We start from the raw sequence: 18,521 nt of genomic DNA on the forward strand, positions 1-18,521 counted from the left end.
GTCAGTTTCACGAGAGGTACAAATTGACCAAGTGTAGTGCGCACTATACCATATTATGCCGAAACTTCGGCCATGACAAGCAGACGTTGCCACTGTTCATCAGTCAGAGGGACAACCGAGAGGCGACCCTGGCGGACAAGCGCTGAGTCGCTAAAGAGCGGATCGGCTTTGATGTCGGCCAGTTTGACGGGCGAGGGCAAGGCGCACGTGGCGCGAATATCAACGACAATAAGGCGGGGATCGTCTGTTTTGGGGTCTTGATACGGGGCGCTGATCACTTCAGCTATGCCTACAGCCTGGCGCTCGTCGCCCGTGTGATAGATGAGTGCTTGATCGCCTGGGGCCATCGTGCGCATGTGCTTGAGGGCAGCATTATTTGCTACCCCGTCCCAGATCGTTTTGTGGTCACGTTCCAGGTCAGCATAGCTATACACATTAGGCTCAGTTTTGAGTAACCAGCAAGCCATACAAAAAATGGTACCCCCAGCGGGATTCGAACCCGCGATCTTCACCTTGAAAGGGTGACGTCCTAGGCCGCTAGACTATGGGGGCGCAGAAACAAGACATGCTGTACAATTTGGTTCGTCTAGGTGCGTAACCAACGTACTCAAACCTTCGGTATTATACCAGGGTCTTGTTATTCTTTCAAGTCGCGGTAAGGAGCCTTTGTATGTTCAAATCAGCTCGCCTCTTGCTTGGGATCTTCGTTGGTCTTGCGCTGCTGCTCTCGTCATCACCAGGGGTGTCAGGTCAGCCATCAGTCGGTGCTGACGCGGCGTTTGGGGTGAATAGCCACCTGGCGTCGCGCTATCCAGTTTATGAGACATTGCAGGTGCCGCTGGATCTGGTGGGGCAGACGGGGATGGGGTGGGCACGCGAAGATTTCCAGTTTGCGCGGATCGAGCCTCGCCCAGGTGAGTTTGATTGGGGCTGGCATGACCGGGTGGTTGATGATCTGACGCGGCGTGGCATCAGGATCGTTGGTCTGTTGAATGGCCCGACCCCGGCCTGGGCTGCGCGTGGACGCGGCGAAGCCTTTGCCCCCCCTGATGTGGCGCGTTTTGCAGCGTTTGCCGGTGCGGTCGTCGCTCGCTATAAAGATCGGGTGCAAGACTGGCAGGTCTGGAATGAGCCTGATAATGCACGCTACTGGGCACCCGCACCCAATCCTGCTGCCTATGCGGCGCTCTTGCAGGCGACGAACCAGGCGATCAAGGCCGCTGATCCCAATGCTCGGGTGTTGGCGGCTGGCCTGGTCTCACCTGAGCCTGCGACGAGCTTTTTGCAAGCGATGGCGACGCACGGGGCCTGGAATGCGTTTGATGTGATTGCGTTGCACCCTTATACCGATCCTAAAAGCCCTGAAGAGGGCCAGATCGCTGCGGCTGGGGTTGGTTCGGTGCGGGCGCTCGCCGAACGTCTTGGCTCCAAGCCGATTTGGGTGACTGAGTATGGCTGGTCGACGGCGAGCGGCGACCGCGATGGTCACCGGGTTGCGCCTGAGGTGCAGGCGAGTTATCTCGTGCGCGGGGCGGCCCTTTTGCGGGCCGCTGGCGTTGAACGGGTGATCTGGTATAACCTCAAAGATGTCAACCCCGGTGATGGCCTTGGTCTGCTCGCCTATGGGGCTGGTCGTACTGATTATAGCCAGGGCAAACCCGCCCTCCAGGCCTTCCGTACCCTCAATCAGCAACTCGTCGGGACGACTCCCGCTGGGATGCTTGAGTTCGGTCAGCGTAGCGTGGTGGTTGATTTCGAGAACTTTGGGACGTGGCGTCGTGGTGATCAGCCGAATGGTACGTTTACGCAGAGTTCGGCGCAGGTCTATCGCGGTCAGTTTGCGGGTCAACTCAGTTATACCTTTGGAACGCGTGGCAATGATTATGTTGTCTTTACTGCGGGTTCACCGGCCCTTATCCCGGCTGGTGCGACTGACCTCGGGGTTCATGTCTATGGCGATGGCAGCGGTCACGCGCTCAAGGTCTGGTTACGTGATGCCGAAGGCGAGACGTTGCAGTTTCGGCTTGGTTTTGTTGGGTCGCCCGGCTGGCAGTTTCTCGCAGTGCCGCTCTCGGGTCAGGTCGAGGCCTACAATCGCGTCAGTGGCAGTGGCAACCTTCGCCTCGATCTGCCGGCTCGTTTGATCGCTCTGGTGCTTGATGATGAACCCGATACGGCGACGGGATCAGGGACGATCTACCTTGATGATCTGACGGTCTTGAGTGGCCCGTCGGCCTATGGCGCACGCTTTCAACGCGGGGGCGAGGTGATCGATCTGCTCTGGGCCTTGCAGCCTGCTCAGGTTGCCATCCCCACCGGCGCAGGCCAGGGAACACTGGTGACGCTCAGTGGTGAAACCCGTACCGAGGCGGCGCGTGATGGGCAATTTGTCCTTGGCCTTGGCCCTTCGCCAGTCTTCCTGCGTCACGTCGCCGGCCAGGCTCAGCCGCAACCGCAGCCGCAGCCGCAGCCGCAGCCGCAACCGCAACCGCAACCGGCTGACCAACGCTGTTTTCCCGAGACGGGCTTTTGCATTGCGGGTCGTATCCGTACATTTTGGGAACAGAATGGCGGCCTGCCCGTCTTTGGGTATCCGGTGGGACCACAGCGCGAAGAGATGATCGAAGGTCGGGCGCTGCAGGTGCAGTGGTTTGAACGCAATCGCCTTGAGTTGCATCCCGGCAATACACCACCGTACGATGTGTTGCTCGGGCGGTTGGGGGTTGATCGATTGGTGCAACAGGGTCGTGATTGGCAGGCCTTTGCAACGAGCACACCAGAGCCGGGCTGTCGTTTCTTTGCCGAGACGGGCCACAATGTCTGCGGTGCGATCCTGGCCCTCTGGCGGGCCAATGGGCTGGAGTTTGATGGGCGCCCCGGCAAGAGTGAAGCCGAGAGCCTTGCGCTCTTTGGGTTGCCGCTGAGTGGCCCACAGGTCGAGACGCTCAGTGATGGGCGCGAGTATACGGTGCAGTGGTTTGAACGGGCACGCTTCGAGCTTCATCCCGAAAATGCGCCACCTTACAATGTCTTGCTTGGTTTGCTTGGCAATGAATTTCAGCAAGATCGCAGATAAAACCGGGCGGCCTGTGGTATCATGTACCATAAGATGAGCAATTCTATGATGTCATATATTTCCGAGGCCATGCCTCGCGCCTATGCTGCTACCTACGAAGGAGCAAGCCTGTTGGTCGCGACTGATCACGGTCGCGTCTGGATGCGTGATCGTAATCGTGCCGCGCTCCTCCATCGCCTTTCAACGAACCATATTGAAGCGTTGCAACCCGGGCAAGGGACGACGACCGTCCTGACGACGCCAATCGGGCGGATTATTGATCTTTTGACGGTGTACGCTCTTGATGATGCGCTGTTGCTGCTCAGCAGTCCCGGTCGTGGGGCGGCGCTGAGCAGCCATCTGCGCAAAAACATCTTCTTCAACGATCGGGTGAAACTTGAAGATGCCGGATCCAGCCTTGATCAACGTGCCCTCTATGGACCGCAGGCACCTGCGCTGCTTGCCCAACTTGGTCTTCCGGGGGCTGAGCTTGGTGCGCACGGGGTTGCGGTGACAACCTGGCATGATCAGTTGTTGTATGTAGCCCGGACACACGCTGTTGGTGGCAATGGGTACTGGTTGCTCGCCGCACCTGAAACGATGGCGCAAGTGGCTGATGCGTTGCGTGAAGCCGGTACGCAACTGCTTGATGCTGCGACCTACGATGTGCTGCGGGTCGAACACGGCTCTCCGGCCTATGCGCGTGAGTTGTCACAGGAGTACATTCCGTTGGAGACGGGGCTGTGGGATGCGGTGAGTTTCAACAAAGGGTGTTATGTCGGACAGGAGATTATCGCCCGCATGGAGAGCCGCGGGCGCTTGGCGAAACAGTTGCGTGGCCTACGCCTGGCGGCGTTGCCCGCTTTGCCTGCTGAACCAGCTATCCCGCTAGCAAAACTTGCCGCTGGTGACAAAGAGGCTGGTGACTTGACTAGTCTTGTGCGGTCGCCACGCTATGGCTTGATTGCTCTGGGGTATGTGCGTACCGCTTATGCTGCTGTGGGTACCCGGCTTGAGGTCGCCGGTGTCGCTGCGGAGGTAGTTGAACTGCCCTTCTGCTAACCAACCAGGATCAAGAGCACTATGCCCAGGCTTGCTGCCAGGCGCGATCACCTTGAACGTGCATACCGCCGACGTTACCTCCGCTTACAGCAGGAGCGCGATCAGCGTGTGCTCCAGGCGCTCTACAAGATTAGCCTGACGTGCCGCGAGCGTCCGAGTTTTCAGGCCATCTTTCAGGCGATCCAGGCTGAACTCGCGACGGTCTTTGATTTTGATGCGGCCTACCTTGCCTTTTGCGATGAACGCCCTGAATACTTCAAGTGTGCCCTGCTGGTCGATGAAGGCGACGTGTCGTATATCGAACAGGTTGAGTACGGGTTCCTCACCGGGGCGATTGTGCGGAGTGGGCAGCCGATGCTCTATCGTGATCTGCTCTATGAGCGCGATCCCGCCTTGCCCCGTGTCCCTTTCGGTCAGATCGAGAAGCGCTCGCGGGCCTGGATGGGGGTGCCGCTCTTGATCGGCGCGGCCTCGATTGGCGTGATTTCGCTGCAGAGCTATAAGGTTGGCATCTATACGCAGGCCACGCTTGATCTGCTGCAGCGCATGGCGAATGTGATTGCCGTTGCTCTCGAAAATGTTGCCCTGATCGAACAACAGGAGAATCTCTCGCGTGCGCTAGCCGCACAGGTTGCTGCCCGTACTGAAGAGATCCGTGCCCTCAGTGAGGTCTCGGCGGGGTTAGTGACGCGCAAGCCACTCACGGAACTGCTCGATCACGCGATTGATGTCGTGCTCGAACTGTTTCAGCTTGATGCCGGCAATGTGCGTTTGATCGATGAGAACCGTGAATTCCTGGTGCTCTATGCGCAGCGGGGGTTTTCCGAGGCGTATGTTGAGCGGACGACCTACTCGCGCCTGACGATTAGCCCGATCCGCGAGGCGGTCTATACGGCGCAGCCAATTGTCATTCCTGATAACTGGCGCTCGCACTATGAGGGCATTGGTTTGCCTTTTGAGGTCTTTCCGCCTGCCGAAAGTTCGCTGATTTTACCGTTAACCATAAGTGGCATGGTGATCGGTACCCTGAACCTCTTCGGGTTGTCGCCGCGCCCGTTTGAGGCATACGAAATCAATCTTTCGATGTCGATCGCCTATCAGATTGCGACGATTATTGAAAATGCGCGCTTGCTCGACCAGCGTGAACGCCAGATTGCAGAACTCCGTGCCCTCGGTACGATCAGCACGGCGGCCTTGACCGCTCCGACGCTCGAAAACCTGCTCTTTACGGTGCGTGATGCTTTGCAGAGCTTTGTCCAGCTTGATGGATTGACGGTGATTGCCTATGATCACGAGCGTGGGGTGGTCACGGATAGCCTGATGCTGGAAGAGGAGCGGACGACCCGGTTGTGGGAACTTGAGCCGCCGCCTGCGAACTCTTTGACGGCACATATTCTGGCGACCGGCCAGGTGATGCGCTTCAACGATCTGCCGGTTGAACTTGCGGCCTACCCAAATCTTCGCCATGCTGCGCCGCCCGGGTTGTTGCCGGTGCAAGCGTGGCTTGGCGTGCCCCTCTATGATCGGAACGGGGTGGTCATTGGTCAGATGAGCATTCGGAGTGCGTGCCCTGGTGTTTTTACCCAACGCGATGCGCAGTTCTTACCGAATGTTGCGGCCCAGATTGCCCTCTATCTGCAAAATGTGCGCCTGCAAAGTCAGCGTGAACGCCAGATTGTTGAACTCGAAGCGATTGGTCAGATTGGCAAACTCGTAGCCGCATCGTATGACCTCGATCAGATGCTTGCCGAGACCTATCGCATTTTTCACGAATTGATTGGCGTCAATGTCTTCGCGCTGATTGTCTGTGAACCTGAGAGTGGTTTGATTACCAATGCCGCCTTTGTTGAAGAGGGTGAGTGGTTTTCGCTCGATCTTGTTGGTCAACCACCGCCCGACGCTTCAATGAGCACGTGGATTCTTACGCAACGTGAGCCGTTGCTTTTTCAGGATCTGGTCGAACAGCGCGAAGCGTTGCAGCGGCGTGGCATTATGCCCCAGCCCATTGGCCCACCCAATGAGGTGCGTTCCTGGGCCGGTGTGCCCGTGGTTGCGCGTGATGGCGACTTGATCGGCGTGCTCTCGATCCAGGCGTATCAGCCCTATCGCTATGATGTTGGCACGCTCGATTTTCTGAGCCAGGTCGCGAGCTATATCAGCCTTGGTGTCCAGAAGGCACGCCTGTTTCAAGAACGTGAACGTCTGCTCCGTGAAGCCCGTGAGAGTGCCGAGGCGGCCGAACGCCAGGCCGACCGGATGGCCCTTGTGCATCGGATGGCCTCGGTCTTGTCGGCTCGCCTTGATCAACAGGAGATCCTTGATCTCGCGGCGCGTGAATTGGTGCAACTCTTCTGGGCCGATCATACGGGGACGGTCATTCTCCACCCTGATGGAACAGGGTATGTCGCGGCTGAATACCCCGATCTCCAATTGGTTGGCCTGCAAATTGAGGCGAGCGACAACCCGATTGTGCAGCAACTTGCGACAACCCGCCGTCCAGTGGTCATTAATGACCCAGACCACGACCCGCTCGCCGCAGCCTCACGTGAGCTCTGGCGGTCGCTTGGCATCAAGGCGCTGGTGATTGTCCCGTTGATCAGTCGTGACCGGGTTTTTGGCTCGATTTCGCTCGATAGCCTTAGCAAGCCACTCAATTTTAGCGCTGAGGAACTAGAGTTGATGATGACGGTGGCGACTTCGATTGCTGCTGCCATCGAGAATGCGCAACTCTTTGCAGCTGAACAGGCGCAACGTCAGACAGCCGATACGCTGCGCGAGATGACCAGGGTGCTCAGTTCTTCGTTTGATCCTGCTGAAGTGTTGCGTCTGGTGCTTGATGAGCTTGGCAAGCTGATTGCGTTTGATACGGCTTCGATTATGTTGCGCGAAGGCTCGTATCTGCATATGGTTGCCTTCAAAGGCCGCGAGCAAGACCAAGAGTTGTTCCCGTTTATCTTACCTCTCGAAGGAAGTGCGGGCGGGGCTGTGGTTCTGCGCAATGAACCGTTGCTCTATATTGACGGGGAGGGTGGGGCTCCGTGGCTGCCAATGGAAGTCCTCAACGATATTCGCTCGTGGCTTGGCGTACCGCTGGTGGCGCGGGGTCGTGTCCTTGGGGTACTCAATATCGATTCACGTAGTCTCGATCCGCAGACACATGCTTCGCGGATCTTTACCGGGCGTGAGATTGAGGTCGCACGTGCTTTCGCCAACCATGCCGCCCTCGCGATCGAGAATGCACGGCTCTATCAAGAGTCAATCACCCGGGTTGAACAAGAACTTGAAATTGCGCGCAAGATCCAGTTGAACCTCTTTCCGCGTGAGTTGCCCCGCGTGCAACAGGTCGAACTGGCGGCGCGTTGTTTGCCCGCACGCGAGACCGGGGGTGATTTCTATGATGTGGTTGAGCTTGGTACGCGCCTTGGGGTCATTATTGGTGACGTGAGCGGCAAATCGTTGCCGGCCGCGATGCTGATGGCCGTGGCGCGCTCGACGGTGCGCTCAGAGGCCCGCAACCACGAGACGCCCTGGGTTGTGTTGACCGAGACGAACCGTTGGCTGGTCGATGATGTGCCGCGTTCTAGCTTTGTGGCCGTGAGCTATGCCGTGGTTGATCCTCAGCAGCAGCGCATGGTGCTCGCCTCGGCAGGCCAGTTGACGCCGTTGCGCTATCGGCGCGATGGGACAACCGATTTTCTGCCGAGCCCGCAGTCGTTGCCGATGGGTTTTTCGCGTGACACCGAATTTTCGCAGGTCGAGATTGCGCTGGTTCCTGGCGATACGTTGCTCTTTTATACCGACGGCATTGTCGAGGCCCATGATCACGAGCGCAATCTCTTTGGTTTTGAGCGCCTGCAAGCGCTGCTGGCACGCTGGGGGCATCTCGAACCCGAGGCGTTGATTGATCGTATTGTGTATGATGTTGAATTGTTTAGCGCTGGTATGCCGACGCACGATGATATGACGCTCCTTGTGGTGCGTGTGCATTGACGCAGGATCAACGAACTTCAACGATCTGCCAGTTTAGGGTTTCGCCGGCTGCGAAGGGGACAACGTCACCGTAGCGCTCGGGTACTTGCCAGGCTTCTCGTGCCAGGCGCACCTGTTTCGTCGGTGGCTCGAGGCCATAGATGCGGCGCGCATTGTCGGAAACGAAAGCCTGGAGTTGGTCAAGTGCTTCGTGACGCTCAAAGAGATCCGCGAGCATGGGCAGGATCACGGGTGCAGTGAAGACCCCGGCAGCACATCCGGCTGCCTCTTTGCGGTGGATTGGATGCGGGGCCGAGTCGCTCCCAAACATCAGGCGCGGATGGGTACGTAAGGCTGCTGCAAGCAATGCGGCACGATCCTCGGGGCGCTTGGCGATAGGCTTGCAAAAGAGGTGGGGGGCCAGCAAGCCGCCAGCAACATCATCAAGCGTGATCAGCAGATGATGCAGCGTTACCGTAGCCGCCAGATTCGGATATTCATCGAGCAGCGCCAATGCCCCCGCCGTGGTGATATGCTCCATTACAATCGTCAGACGAGGGAAGCGTTGCGCCCAGTGTGCATAGAAGGGCAGAAACTCGGTCTCGCGGTCGAGCACAAAGCCGTGACTCTCGCCGTGGACGAGCAGTGGAATGCCAAGCTCTTCAAGCAAGGCCAGCGTTGCTTCTACCCTCGCCAGATCGCTGACGCCACCGCTGCTGTTGGTCGTCACCCCATCGGGATAGAGTTTTACCCCGATGATCGCTGGGCGCGCTGCCTCCAGGGTTGCACGGTCGTAGGCACGAAAAAAGAGCGTCATCAGTGGGCGGAAGCGGTGTGGCACGACCGCTGCTTCGATCGCCTCGCGATAGGTTGTGAGCCGTTCAAGGCTGTCGACTGGGGGAACAAGATTCGGCATGATGACTGCCCCGGCAAATGCCTGAGCACTGAGCGGTGCAACCACCTGGAGCATGGCCCCTTCACGTAGATGGAGGTGCATATCGAGGGGCGCTTCGAGGGTGAGCATCGGATGGTTCTCCTTCCTGACCAGCATGTGCTGGCAACGCGTGCCAAATGATCATACAATACGAGATGCGAATTGCCAACGTTGTGTGGGGTCCTGTGGTTTTAACAACCCGTGCGTATGTTGGCACAAACGGCCAGCGAAGCTGGCCGTTTGTGCCAACATATGCGCGATATAGATTCTATCGAAAGGGAAAGTCGCATCAATGAACACCTCTGTCACCCTCACGCCATCGCAACGGGCGCTGCTCGACGAACGGCACTATGCGGTGATCGCCACGCTCAATGCCGATGGCAGCATTCAACAGACGGTTGTCTGGTACCTCCTGGATGGTAATGTGATCCGTTTTAGTGTTGGCGATCAGAGTGTCAAGACCCGCAACCTCCGCCGTACGCCGACGATTAGCATCACGATCGAAGACGGCATACGCTATCTGTCGTTGCAAGGCGAGGCGATTGTTGAGCCGAGCGATCCTGCACTGCGTCTACGCCTGGCGCAGCGTTACCTGGGTCCTGAGCGTGCTCAGGAATGGTTGACCCGTCGACCGGATGCGCCCCGCGCCAGTGTGCGTGTTGCGATCAAGCGTGTCTATGGGCAAGGGGTGTAATGGTGCGTGGGCCGGGTGCCAGCGTTGCTGGCACCCGGCCCACGCTGCCACCCGGCCGCTAATCGATGGAGTCCCCGGCAAAGACGACGTATTGACGTAAAAAAGCGTCAATGGCGCGGTAGTAGGTTGCGATTGTTTCGGCTCGTCGCCAGCCGTGGCCTTCGCCGTCGAAGAGGTGGTAGATGTGTGGGATGCCACGCCTTCGCAGAGCCGCAACGATCGTTTCGGCCTGATCGGGGGGCACGACCCGATCTTCACTGCCTTGAAAGATTGCCATCGGTGCGTTGATCCGTTCGGCGTGAAAGAGAGGTGAGCGTTCGCGGTAGCGCGTGGCCGTTTCTGGCAAGGGGCCGACCAGACTGTCGAGGTAGTGCGCCTCGAATTTGTGGGTGTCGGTTGCCAAGGCAAAGAGATTGCTGACGCCGTAACGGCAAATGCCTGCACGAAAGAGTTCCGGGGCCTGACAGAGCGCCTCAAGCACGGTGTAGCCACCCGCGCTGCCTCCTATGATGATGATCCGTGAAGCGTCAGCGAGGTTTTCTTGCGCAAGATAGTGGGCTCCGCTGATCGCATCGGCCACGTCAAAGACGCCCCATGCGTAGCGCAGACTCTGAGCGTAGGCGCGCCCGTAGCCGGTGCTTCCGCGATAGTTGACGTCGAGCACAACATAGCCACGGGTCGCAAAGAATTGAACTTCACCGCTATAGGTAGCCACTGCCTGATCAGTCGGGCCGCCGTGGATACGGATCACCGCAGGTGGTTTTGCCCCCTCCTGCTTGGGGGCATATCCCGGTGGCAGGTAGAGCATGCCGTGGATTGTGGCGGTTCCTGCGGCCCAACTGACGCACTGGACGTCGGCCAGTTGATTCCTTGCCACCAGTTCGCTACTGCTCCGGCGCAGGATTTGGGTGGTGGTTGCGTTCTGCACGACCAGGCGGGGCGGTATGGTCGAAGCCGAGGCCAGGCTCACCAGGTCGTCGTTGCGCGGGGAAGCGGCAAGCTGTGAAAACCAGGTATACCCCTCGGCATTGGGCAGGGTCGAGGCAGGGCTACCGTCAATGGGCAGCGCCTCGATGCTTCGTATGCCACGCTCATTGCGCAGCGCATAGATCCGCTGGCTATCATGGCTCCACGCAAACGAGCGTAACCCCTGCGCCCAGGCTGGCTGTCCATATTCACCCTCGCCCGTGCTGAGCCGTCGGTTGATCCCCGTCGCCACTTCGTAGAGATACACCTGCCATGCACCCTCGTGATCAGATCCATACGCGAGATATTGCCCATCGGGTGAAAAGCAGGGCTGCACAATGCTCTGGCCTTCACCACCAGCGACGATCCGGGTCGTCCGCACCTGCGGCAGTTTCCCCTCGAAGCCAAGCTCGGCCAGATAGAGGGTCGAGCTATCCCAGGGCATATGGGGATGCTCCCAGGCCACATAGGCGATGCGGTCACCCGCAGGATGCCAGCAGGGCCACATCACAAAATCGTGCCCTCTGACCAATTGTTGCGGCCACTGAGTGCCATCAAGTGACGTAATGGCGAGGCAATCCTGTTCTTCATAACTATGGACAAAGATCACCGTGTTGCCATCAGGGGCAAGCGCAGGGGCGGCAGCGGATCCAAAGGCTGGTGTCACTGGGCGGCGCGAACCTCCGTCGAGGTGTTGGCACCAGAGGCGGCCCGAAGAGGCTTCGGCAAAGACAACGTACTCATGACCAACGGTAAACGCGCCCCCGCCATAGCCAACCCGCCCGCGCACCGCAAGATCGCCGGGGGTCAGTTCACGGGGTGCATCGTTACGCTGCGTATCAACGCACCAGAGCGAGCCGCGCCCATCGAGGGCCTCGAGCCAGACGATATACCGCCCACTGGCATCCCAGAGCACATCATCGAGGCGCAACGAAGCCGCCATCTGGCGTGGGGTCAACGGACTGGCCCACAACCCGAAGGGTAGAGTCTGCATAGGTCTCCTAATGAAAACGAGCGGCGCGCTTCTGCACAAACGCGGCGACTCCCTCACGGAAATCGGGGTGCGCCCCGGCAATCTGCTGCGCGTGGAGCTCATAGTCGAGCATTGCATCAAGGCTGGCATGCCGTGACTCGGCGAGGCCAGCTTTGATCAGCCGGATCGCCGTCGCCGGGCCGTGCGCCAGTTGGGCGGCGAGTGCCTGGGCGGCGGTGGGTACCTCGTCATCAGGCACAACGCGATTGACCATCCCCCAGGCCATGGCGGTGGTCGCATCAAGCTCGCCACCGAGTGCAGCAAGCTCAAAAGCACGGGCATGCCCAATGAGGTGGGGCAGGGTATAGAGCATCCCGCAGTCGGGAATCAGGCCAATGCGGGCAAACGCAACGACCAACCGGGCTTGCTGGCCGGCCAGTCGGAGATCGCATGCCAGTGCGAGGCTCAACCCGGCCCCTGCGGCGACCCCATTGATGGCGGCAAGGATCGGCTTGGGGAGCGTCTGGAGCTTGCGCACCAGCGGATTATAACTGTCGCGCAGGCGTTCGCCAATCATCTCGACGGTGCCTTCGGTTGGAAACTCGCGGAGATCCTGCCCGCTGCAAAAGGCCTGGTCAGTCCCTGTCAGGATCACCGCCCGCACTGACGGATCATCTTCAGCCCGTGCCAGGCCAGCCATGAGATCGGCGTGCATCTGCGCATTGAGCGCGTGATAAACTTCTGGACGATTCAACGTGAGCGTCGCCACACCATCATGAACCGAATAGAGCACCGTTGCTTCATTACCCATACCAACGTCCTTATGCCTCATCGTCAAGTTGTTCCAACCCAACCGCCATCAGATACCCCCGCGCTCGTTCGGTAAGCGGATACTGTTCAACAATGCGCCAGAACCGGGGGCCGTGATTCGCCTCAAGCAAATGGGCGAGCTCGTGCATCACCACATATTCCTGAACAAAACGGGGCATATGGGCCAGCCGATGCGAAATTCGGATCGTACGATCGATTGGGGTGCAACTGCCAAACCGCTTGTTCTGTTGCATTGACCAGGTAATGCTAGCCCAGTGCAGGGTATTCTGAAAATAACGGTGATTGAGTTCACTGGCTATTGCGTGCAGGTTCGCATCATCAAGCGCCTCTTTTTGGGCACGACGCTCGATCCGGCCAGTTAGATGTGCAATAATCGGCTGGAGTTCCTCATCAGAAAGATGCGCCGGAGCAAGGATTTCGATCGTATCGCCGTCCTGACGGGCACTCACGGTTTTGGAACGCTTCTCGCTTCGCGTAATTTTGATCTTCATGGCAACCCCCATCTATGGGGTGCAGCACTGTAGAGCTCTCGTGTTCAGGGCGGCTACGCTCCTGATAGTTCTTATTATACAGGAGACCACCCGTTTTTCTGCCGCATGATCCTTCCCCAACGTAACCAGAACTGGTATAATTCTCATAACATAGTTTACAAAATACAACCAAAGAGCAAGACTTCTACGCTTGAAGGAACGATTATCGGGTCGTTGTGCTTGTGGTGTGATCATTCCAACCTCCCTATCATCATCTAGACGGGAAGTCGTATGGTGCAACTGATCAAACGCACACTTGTGAGTCTCGTGCTCGGCTTTGTCGTTAGTCTGGTTGGTCTGGTTGTCATGCCGGTTTCAGCGCGTCTGGCTGAACCATTGCTCTGTCAGGGAAGGCTTGAACCTGAGACGGGTTTTCTCAGCCTCCGTTTTCGTTGCATTTTGCCCACTGATGGGCGTATCGAACCTTTGGCGACGGGTCTGGTTATGCAGTACACGGTGCCAATCGTATCGTTTGGGGTCGCCCCACTGATTTGGTTTGCCCTGGCTGGGCGTGCGCAGCGGGCAGAAAAAGCGCGGACGACGATGCAAGCCGACCTCTCGCATGCGATTGTTGCGCCGGCCGAGATCCTGCGTGTCGAACGCCAGGATACGATCAACCACCAGATGCTTTTCCACGCCGCTGAATTGACGCTCGTCTTATGGGTACGACCGCCCAACCGTCGCCCCTACGAAGCCCGTGTTGCGTGGGTGGTCAACGATGCCAATGTCTATCACCTGCGAGCTGGTACTGAATTGACTGTTCGCATTAACCCCGAACGACCCGAACATGTCTATCCTGATCAGCCGTGGGCACGCTATGCCTGGTGGTTTCAGGAGTAGCGTATCTTTGTATTTCGCATGTGGCACAAGCCCGCTTAACGGGCTTGTGCCACATGCGAAATCCTTAGATGGCGTCCAACCGTGCACCGCAAACCTGCCAGGTTTTATCCCTGTTGCTCTAGGGCGGTCACCAGCGCTGGCAGCAGGTTTCCCGCCTGGCCGTTGAGGAGATAGAGCCGCTCTTGGTTGTGTGGGGTGACATCGAGGTTTAGCACCGCGACGGTTGCCCCACGGTTGTAGGCGAGCCGTGGCAGCGACGCGGCTGGCTCAACCAGCCCTGAGGTGCCGATCGAGAGCATGACATCACAGGTTGCGGCGGCGCTCCAGGCTCGCTCGAGAGCAATCACGGGCAATTGTTCGCCAAACCAGACCACATCGGGGCGCAGTGGTGCGCCACAGCTTGGACAGGGTGGCGGTAATGCGCCCTCCTCGCTCCAGGTCGTATACCGCGTCGCCTCGAGTGCACAGCGTACGCGCATGATATTCCCATGCAACTCGATTGGCTCGCGACTTCCGGCGGCTGCGTGCAAGCCATCAACATTCTGTGTGATTAGGGTAAAGGTCGGGACAAGATGTTCGAGACGGGCGAGGGCCAGGTGGCCTGCATTTGGCTTGGCCGCCGCAACCATCTGCCGTCGCCACCCATACCAGTCCCAGACGAGGCGCGGATTGCGTTGAAAGGCTTCGGGGGTGGCGAGTTCTTCGGCACTGTACTGCGCCCAGAGGCCCGTTTGCGCATCGCGGAAGGTCGGAATGCCGCTCTCGGCTGAAATACCTGCCCCGGTAAGCGCAACTACATGCTGTGCCGTACGTAGGGCCTCAAGCAGCCCGTTGGGGATGGCTGGCTCTTGCTTGCTCATGATGGTCGAAAGACAAGTTCAAAACGCTGCGTATGTTCGTCAACACGGTGAATATGCCAGATGCCACAGGTGGGTGCCGGGTTCCCTCCCGCATAGACATGCTTGCTCAGATCGATTTTCTCGCAGCTCATTTCGAGTAACAGGGCCCGGATTGGTGAACCGTGTGTCACCAGACCAATGCGTTGGTAGGGCGAGTCTTTGGCGGCTGCCAGTAACTCGCGGAGGCGCTCACGCACCTGATCGAAGGGCTCGTGGGGGCCATGCTCTTGCACCAGACTGGTAAAGGTAACAGGGATATTGAGGTGCTCGACAAGGACCTCGGCCGTCTGGGTGGTGCGGGCAAACGGCGAAACAAAGAGATGTTCCAGGCCCACCTTGGCAAGAAACGCCGCGGCCTGACGCGCCTCTTCGCGCCCGCGTGGTGAAAGATCAGGGCCAGGCAGCGTCTGATAAGGAATATCAGCTTTGCGTGCGGGCTCACCGTGACGAATCAAATAGAGATCAGTCAGCACTCCTTGCGCCTCTCCGCGTTGAATGAACGATACATCTTCAGGGTAGCATAGCCTCGCGCGCACTGTCAATGACGTTTGACGCCCTCTTATGCAACACGTACAATAGAAGAAGCGTCACATAAAGAGAGCAATGACTGACATTGTAGCTTAGTGGAGAGAGAGAATAACACATATGCGGCTCATCCTCTATCTTGGCAAAGGCGGGGTTGGCAAGACGACCACAGCCGCCGCTACGGCCGTCCGGGCCGCCGAGTTAGGTTATCGTACCCTTGTTGTCAGTACTGATGTTGCGCACAGCCTTGCTGATGCCCTTGATGCACCGCTTGGCTCGAGTCCTACCCCTTTGACTGATCGTCTGTGGGGCCAAGAGATCAATGTGCTTGACGAGGTGCGTGAACATTGGGGCGAGTTGCGTGGTTATTTGTCAACCCTGCTGCGGCGGCGTGGGGTCGACGAAGTTGCTGCCGAAGAGTTGGCCATCATTCCAGGGATGGAAGAGGTTGTCAGCTTGCTTCACATTCGTCGCCAGGCCAAAACGGGCGAGTTTGATGTGGTGGTGGTTGATGCCGCCCCGACCGGCGAGACGGTGCGCCTGTTGACGATGCCCGAAACTTTTACCTGGTATGCCTCGCGGGTGATGGACTGGGAGCCGCAAACGTTGAAGGCTGCCCGCCCCCTCGTCAAGCAGTTGATTCCGGCAACCGATATGTTTGCGACCCTCGAGCGTCTCTCGAAAGGGGTCGAGGCCTTGCGTGAAACGCTTATTGATCCCGAAATCAGTTCGTATCGCCTCGTCATCAATCCTGAACGCATGGTGATCAAAGAGGCCCAGCGTGCGGCGACCTACCTCGCACTCTTTGGCTATCCGGTTGATGGGGTGGTGCTCAACCGGGTTTTGCCGCTTGACCAGGCCGAGGGCGCTTTTATGCAGGAACTGGCCCGTATCCAGCAGGGCTATCGCCAGATGGCCTACGATATTTTCCAACCCCTGCCGATCTGGGAAGGCCCCCACTATGCCCGTGATCTTGCCGGTGTTGACGACCTTTCGATGGTTGGCCGAGCCCTTTTTGGCGAGACCGACCCAGTCAAAGTGCAGTTTCGGGGCAAGACTCAGGAGATTGTGCGTGAGGGCGAAGAGTATGTGATGCGTCTGCCCTTGCCGCACGTCGAAATTGGCAAAGTCTCAATGACCAAACGTGGCGATGAGCTCTTTATCGAAATTGGCAACTTTCGGCGCGATATGATCCTGCCGATGACCCTTGCCGAACGTCCTGCGCGCCGCGCCGTCTTCCGCAATGGTGTGCTCGAAGTACGGTTTGGGATTCCTGAGGGGCTGCCGCTTGAGCCGGCTGCCAGTGCGAATGAAGCCTGAGAAAATCGCCCTTATTGGGGTGCCGCTTGATCTGGGGGCCGGACGGCGTGGCGTTGATATGGGGCCCAGTGCGATGCGCTACACCGGGCTTCGTCGACGCATCGAGGATCTTGGCTATCCAATTGTTGATCTGGGTAACCTGGTCACACCGATGGTCGAGACGAGTGCGCCACCGGCCCCCGGTGAGTGCCTGCGGTATCTCGAGCCAATTGCCGAGGTGTGTGCTACGCTGGCCGATACGGTTGAGGCGAGCATTGCCGATGGTTTCTTACCGCTCATCCTCGGTGGGGATCATAGCCTCTCGCTTGGCTCGGTCAGTGGCAGTGCGCGTGGTTGTGGCCCCGGTCTGCTCTGGATCGATGCGCACGCTGATTTTAATACCGCCGAGACGACTCGCAGCGGCAACATCCACGGGATGCCGCTGGCCGTTGTGACGGGTCGTGGACATCCATTGTTGACCGGGCTTGCCGGGCGAACCCCGGCGATCCAGCCGGGACACGTTGCCCTCGTTGGTGTCCGCGACCTCGATCCGCTCGAGCGCGAAGCGTTGCGCCATGCCTCGATCCATGTCTTCACCATGCACGACATTGATCGTCTGGGCATGGCTGCGGTCATTGAGGCAGCCATCGCGATTGCTCAGCAAGGCACGGGCGGCTTTCACGTCAGCTTTGATCTTGATGTCATCGATCCCCGCGAAGCCCCTGGGGTTGGTACGCCAGTAGCGGGTGGTATTTCGCGTCGTGAGGCCCATCTCGCGCTCGAAATCATTGCCCACGCCGGTGGTATGCGTAGCCTCGATCTGGTTGAAGTCAACCCGATTCTCGATGAACGGAATGCGACGGCGGCGCTCGCCGTCGATCTGGCGCTCTCGGCGTTGGGGAAACGTATTTTGTGACAAAAAGACGAAAGCAAAAGAATGTCTACTTTATCAAACATAGATGGTATTCGCCCAACCTTGCTTGCCGTGCTCGCGCATCCTGATGACGAGTCGTTTGGGATCGGCGGAACGCTGGCCGCCTATGCGTGGATGGGGGCGCATGTTCACCTGATCTGTGCCACTGGTGGCGAAGAGGGTGCGGCTGACCCTGAGTTTCTGGTTGGCTATCCGTCACTTGCCGCACGCCGCGAGGCGGAACTTGCCTGTGCTGCGCAAGCACTTGGGTTGACCAGTGTCACGTTGCTTGGCTATCGCGACTCGGGGATGCCTGATACTCCTGCCAACCACCATCCCGAGGCGCTGGCCGCACAACCCCTTGAGCAGGTCACCGCCCGGGTGGTTGAAGATATTCGCCGCTTGCGCCCCCATGTTGTTGTGACCTTTGATCCGATTGGCGGCTACCGGCATCCGGATCATATTGCGATTCATCAGGCGACCGTCGCTGCATTCTATGCTGCTGGCGATCCTGCCCGCTTCCCTGGCGATCTGCCTCCCTGGCAGCCCCAAAAACTCTATTTTCAAACGATTCCCCGCCGTCTCTTGCGCATCTTTGTGCGGCTTATGCCCCTCTTTGGCCGTGATCCACGCCGGTTTGGACGGAACCACGATGTTGACCTTGTCTCGCTTGCCGAAGTCGATTTCCCGGTACATGCCCAGGTCGACTACCTCCCGCTGGCCCAGGCGCGCATGGCTGCAGCGCGGTGCCACGCGAGTCAGGGCGGAACCAATTTTGGGGGCAGCTTCTTTGCCATCTTTGCCCGCCTCTTTGGGGGCCGTGATACCTTTATGCGCGCCTATCCTGAGCCTGAAGCCAATCTGCATGAAACAGATCTTTTTGCCGGGGTCTCGATCTGAAAACTTGTGTGTATGCGAGCCAAAACGACCAGTTTCAGTGGTCGTTTTGGCTCGCATACGTGCGATTCTTGCAGGGCCGTAGGCCCCCAAAACCCCACTGGCAGCTAGATTGAGCTAGTTACCAGCTTCTT

The 18,521-nt window shown here is 58.5% G+C and carries 15 protein-coding genes and 1 tRNA gene; 8 read left to right on the forward strand and 8 right to left on the reverse strand.

The window, feature by feature from the left end; translation table 11 throughout:
• Nucleotides 1-53 precede the first annotated feature (53 nt).
• Nucleotides 54-467, reverse strand: a complete 414-nt coding sequence (locus A9Q02_RS17115; RefSeq protein ID WP_097654301.1) for an EVE domain-containing protein — start codon at nucleotides 465-467, stop codon at nucleotides 54-56.
• An 8-nt stretch (nucleotides 468-475) separates the two neighbouring features.
• A tRNA-Glu gene (locus A9Q02_RS17120) sits at nucleotides 476-552 on the reverse strand.
• A 118-nt stretch (nucleotides 553-670) separates the two neighbouring features.
• Between A9Q02_RS17120 and A9Q02_RS23850 the strand changes: the two genes are divergently transcribed.
• From A9Q02_RS23850 to A9Q02_RS17135, 3 genes are read left to right on the forward strand one after another with little or no spacing between them, the layout of a single operon-like run.
• On the forward strand, nucleotides 671-3,076 hold the full coding sequence (locus A9Q02_RS23850; protein WP_141508992.1) for a beta-galactosidase: 2,406 nt from the start codon (nucleotides 671-673) through the stop codon (nucleotides 3,074-3,076).
• 45 nt (nucleotides 3,077-3,121) lie between these two features.
• Nucleotides 3,122-4,117: a CAF17-like 4Fe-4S cluster assembly/insertion protein YgfZ gene (ygfZ, locus tag A9Q02_RS17130; protein WP_245860616.1), complete on the forward strand. Its 996-nt coding sequence runs from the start codon at nucleotides 3,122-3,124 to the stop codon at nucleotides 4,115-4,117.
• A gap of 21 nt (nucleotides 4,118-4,138) precedes the next feature.
• Nucleotides 4,139-8,107, forward strand: a complete 3,969-nt coding sequence (locus tag A9Q02_RS17135) for a GAF domain-containing protein (protein ID WP_097654303.1) — start codon at nucleotides 4,139-4,141, stop codon at nucleotides 8,105-8,107.
• A gap of 7 nt (nucleotides 8,108-8,114) precedes the next feature.
• Here the strand turns inward: A9Q02_RS17135 and pyrC are convergent, their stop codons facing one another.
• On the reverse strand, nucleotides 8,115-9,110 hold the full coding sequence (pyrC, locus tag A9Q02_RS17140) for a dihydroorotase (RefSeq protein WP_097654304.1): 996 nt from the start codon (nucleotides 9,108-9,110) through the stop codon (nucleotides 8,115-8,117).
• A 202-nt stretch (nucleotides 9,111-9,312) separates the two neighbouring features.
• Here pyrC and A9Q02_RS17145 point away from each other — a divergent pair, with 202 nt between their 5' ends.
• Nucleotides 9,313-9,714, forward strand: coding sequence for a PPOX class F420-dependent oxidoreductase (locus A9Q02_RS17145; RefSeq protein ID WP_097654305.1), 402 nt, complete (start codon nucleotides 9,313-9,315; stop codon nucleotides 9,712-9,714).
• A gap of 58 nt (nucleotides 9,715-9,772) precedes the next feature.
• Here A9Q02_RS17145 and A9Q02_RS17150 read toward each other — a convergent pair whose 3' ends face one another.
• The 3 genes from A9Q02_RS17150 to A9Q02_RS17160 are packed head-to-tail and all read right to left on the reverse strand — an operon-like array spanning nucleotide 9,773 to nucleotide 12,975.
• The gene (locus A9Q02_RS17150) at nucleotides 9,773-11,674 is read right to left on the reverse strand and encodes a S9 family peptidase (RefSeq protein WP_172451083.1); all 1,902 of its coding nucleotides are present in this window, start codon (nucleotides 11,672-11,674) and stop codon (nucleotides 9,773-9,775) included.
• A 7-nt stretch (nucleotides 11,675-11,681) separates the two neighbouring features.
• Nucleotides 11,682-12,464 carry an enoyl-CoA hydratase-related protein gene (locus tag A9Q02_RS17155; protein ID WP_097654307.1) on the reverse strand — a complete coding sequence of 261 codons (783 nt, stop codon included), beginning with the start codon at nucleotides 12,462-12,464 and terminating at the stop codon, nucleotides 11,682-11,684.
• Nucleotides 12,465-12,474: 10 nt separating this feature from the next.
• A complete protein-coding gene (locus A9Q02_RS17160; RefSeq protein WP_097654308.1) occupies nucleotides 12,475-12,975 on the reverse strand; it encodes a M48 family metallopeptidase in 501 nt (166 codons plus the stop codon).
• Between the two features lie 270 nt (nucleotides 12,976-13,245).
• On the opposite strand from A9Q02_RS17160, the gene A9Q02_RS17165 reads away from it, so the two are divergent.
• Nucleotides 13,246-13,854 carry a hypothetical protein gene (locus A9Q02_RS17165; RefSeq protein WP_097654309.1) on the forward strand — a complete coding sequence of 203 codons (609 nt, stop codon included), beginning with the start codon at nucleotides 13,246-13,248 and terminating at the stop codon, nucleotides 13,852-13,854.
• A 104-nt stretch (nucleotides 13,855-13,958) separates the two neighbouring features.
• On the opposite strand, the gene A9Q02_RS17170 is transcribed toward A9Q02_RS17165, so the two are convergent.
• Complete coding sequence (locus A9Q02_RS17170; protein WP_097654310.1) at nucleotides 13,959-14,714, reverse strand: SIR2 family NAD-dependent protein deacylase; 756 nt, start codon at nucleotides 14,712-14,714, stop codon at nucleotides 13,959-13,961.
• Nucleotides 14,711-15,226, reverse strand: coding sequence for a histidine phosphatase family protein (locus tag A9Q02_RS17175; protein WP_097654311.1), 516 nt, complete (start codon nucleotides 15,224-15,226; stop codon nucleotides 14,711-14,713). Before A9Q02_RS17175 ends, A9Q02_RS17170 begins: the two co-directional genes overlap by 4 nt.
• A gap of 172 nt (nucleotides 15,227-15,398) precedes the next feature.
• Between A9Q02_RS17175 and A9Q02_RS17180 the strand changes: the two genes are divergently transcribed.
• The 3 genes from A9Q02_RS17180 to A9Q02_RS17190 are packed head-to-tail and all read left to right on the forward strand — an operon-like array spanning nucleotide 15,399 to nucleotide 18,390.
• Nucleotides 15,399-16,598, forward strand: coding sequence for an ArsA family ATPase (locus A9Q02_RS17180; RefSeq protein WP_097654312.1), 1,200 nt, complete (start codon nucleotides 15,399-15,401; stop codon nucleotides 16,596-16,598).
• Nucleotides 16,588-17,493 (forward strand): arginase, encoded by a 906-nt coding sequence (gene rocF, locus A9Q02_RS17185; RefSeq protein ID WP_097654313.1) that lies wholly within the window; start codon nucleotides 16,588-16,590, stop codon nucleotides 17,491-17,493. Before A9Q02_RS17180 ends, rocF begins: the two co-directional genes overlap by 11 nt.
• Nucleotides 17,494-17,514: 21 nt before the next feature.
• The gene (locus A9Q02_RS17190) at nucleotides 17,515-18,390 is read left to right on the forward strand and encodes a PIG-L family deacetylase (protein WP_097654314.1); all 876 of its coding nucleotides are present in this window, start codon (nucleotides 17,515-17,517) and stop codon (nucleotides 18,388-18,390) included.
• Nucleotides 18,391-18,521 lie beyond the last annotated feature (131 nt).

It is taken from the genome of Candidatus Chloroploca asiatica (assembly GCF_002532075.1).
In the GTDB taxonomy this organism is placed as follows: Bacteria; Chloroflexota; Chloroflexia; order Chloroflexales; family Chloroflexaceae; genus Chloroploca; species Chloroploca asiatica.

Bases quoted from the DNA above. Each gene is read 5' to 3' on its own strand.
- A9Q02_RS23850 (WP_141508992.1), top strand. From the start codon at position 671: ATGTTCAAATCAGCTCGCCTCTTGCTTGGGATCTTCGTTGGTCTTGCG.
- A9Q02_RS17150 (WP_172451083.1), bottom strand. From the start codon at position 11,674: ATGCAGACTCTACCCTTCGGGTTGTGGGCCAGTCCGTTGACCCCACGC.
- ygfZ (WP_245860616.1), top strand. From the start codon at position 3,122: ATGATGTCATATATTTCCGAGGCCATGCCTCGCGCCTATGCTGCTACC.
- A9Q02_RS17155 (WP_097654307.1), bottom strand. From the start codon at position 12,464: ATGGGTAATGAAGCAACGGTGCTCTATTCGGTTCATGATGGTGTGGCG.
- A9Q02_RS17115 (WP_097654301.1), bottom strand. From the start codon at position 467: ATGGCTTGCTGGTTACTCAAAACTGAGCCTAATGTGTATAGCTATGCT.
- pyrC (WP_097654304.1), bottom strand. From the start codon at position 9,110: ATGCTCACCCTCGAAGCGCCCCTCGATATGCACCTCCATCTACGTGAA.
- A9Q02_RS17165 (WP_097654309.1), top strand. From the start codon at position 13,246: ATGGTGCAACTGATCAAACGCACACTTGTGAGTCTCGTGCTCGGCTTT.
- A9Q02_RS17190 (WP_097654314.1), top strand. From the start codon at position 17,515: ATGTCTACTTTATCAAACATAGATGGTATTCGCCCAACCTTGCTTGCC.
- rocF (WP_097654313.1), top strand. From the start codon at position 16,588: ATGAAGCCTGAGAAAATCGCCCTTATTGGGGTGCCGCTTGATCTGGGG.
- A9Q02_RS17135 (WP_097654303.1), top strand. From the start codon at position 4,139: ATGCCCAGGCTTGCTGCCAGGCGCGATCACCTTGAACGTGCATACCGC.
- A9Q02_RS17180 (WP_097654312.1), top strand. From the start codon at position 15,399: ATGCGGCTCATCCTCTATCTTGGCAAAGGCGGGGTTGGCAAGACGACC.
- A9Q02_RS17145 (WP_097654305.1), top strand. From the start codon at position 9,313: ATGAACACCTCTGTCACCCTCACGCCATCGCAACGGGCGCTGCTCGAC.
- A9Q02_RS17170 (WP_097654310.1), bottom strand. From the start codon at position 14,714: ATGAGCAAGCAAGAGCCAGCCATCCCCAACGGGCTGCTTGAGGCCCTA.
- A9Q02_RS17160 (WP_097654308.1), bottom strand. From the start codon at position 12,975: ATGAAGATCAAAATTACGCGAAGCGAGAAGCGTTCCAAAACCGTGAGT.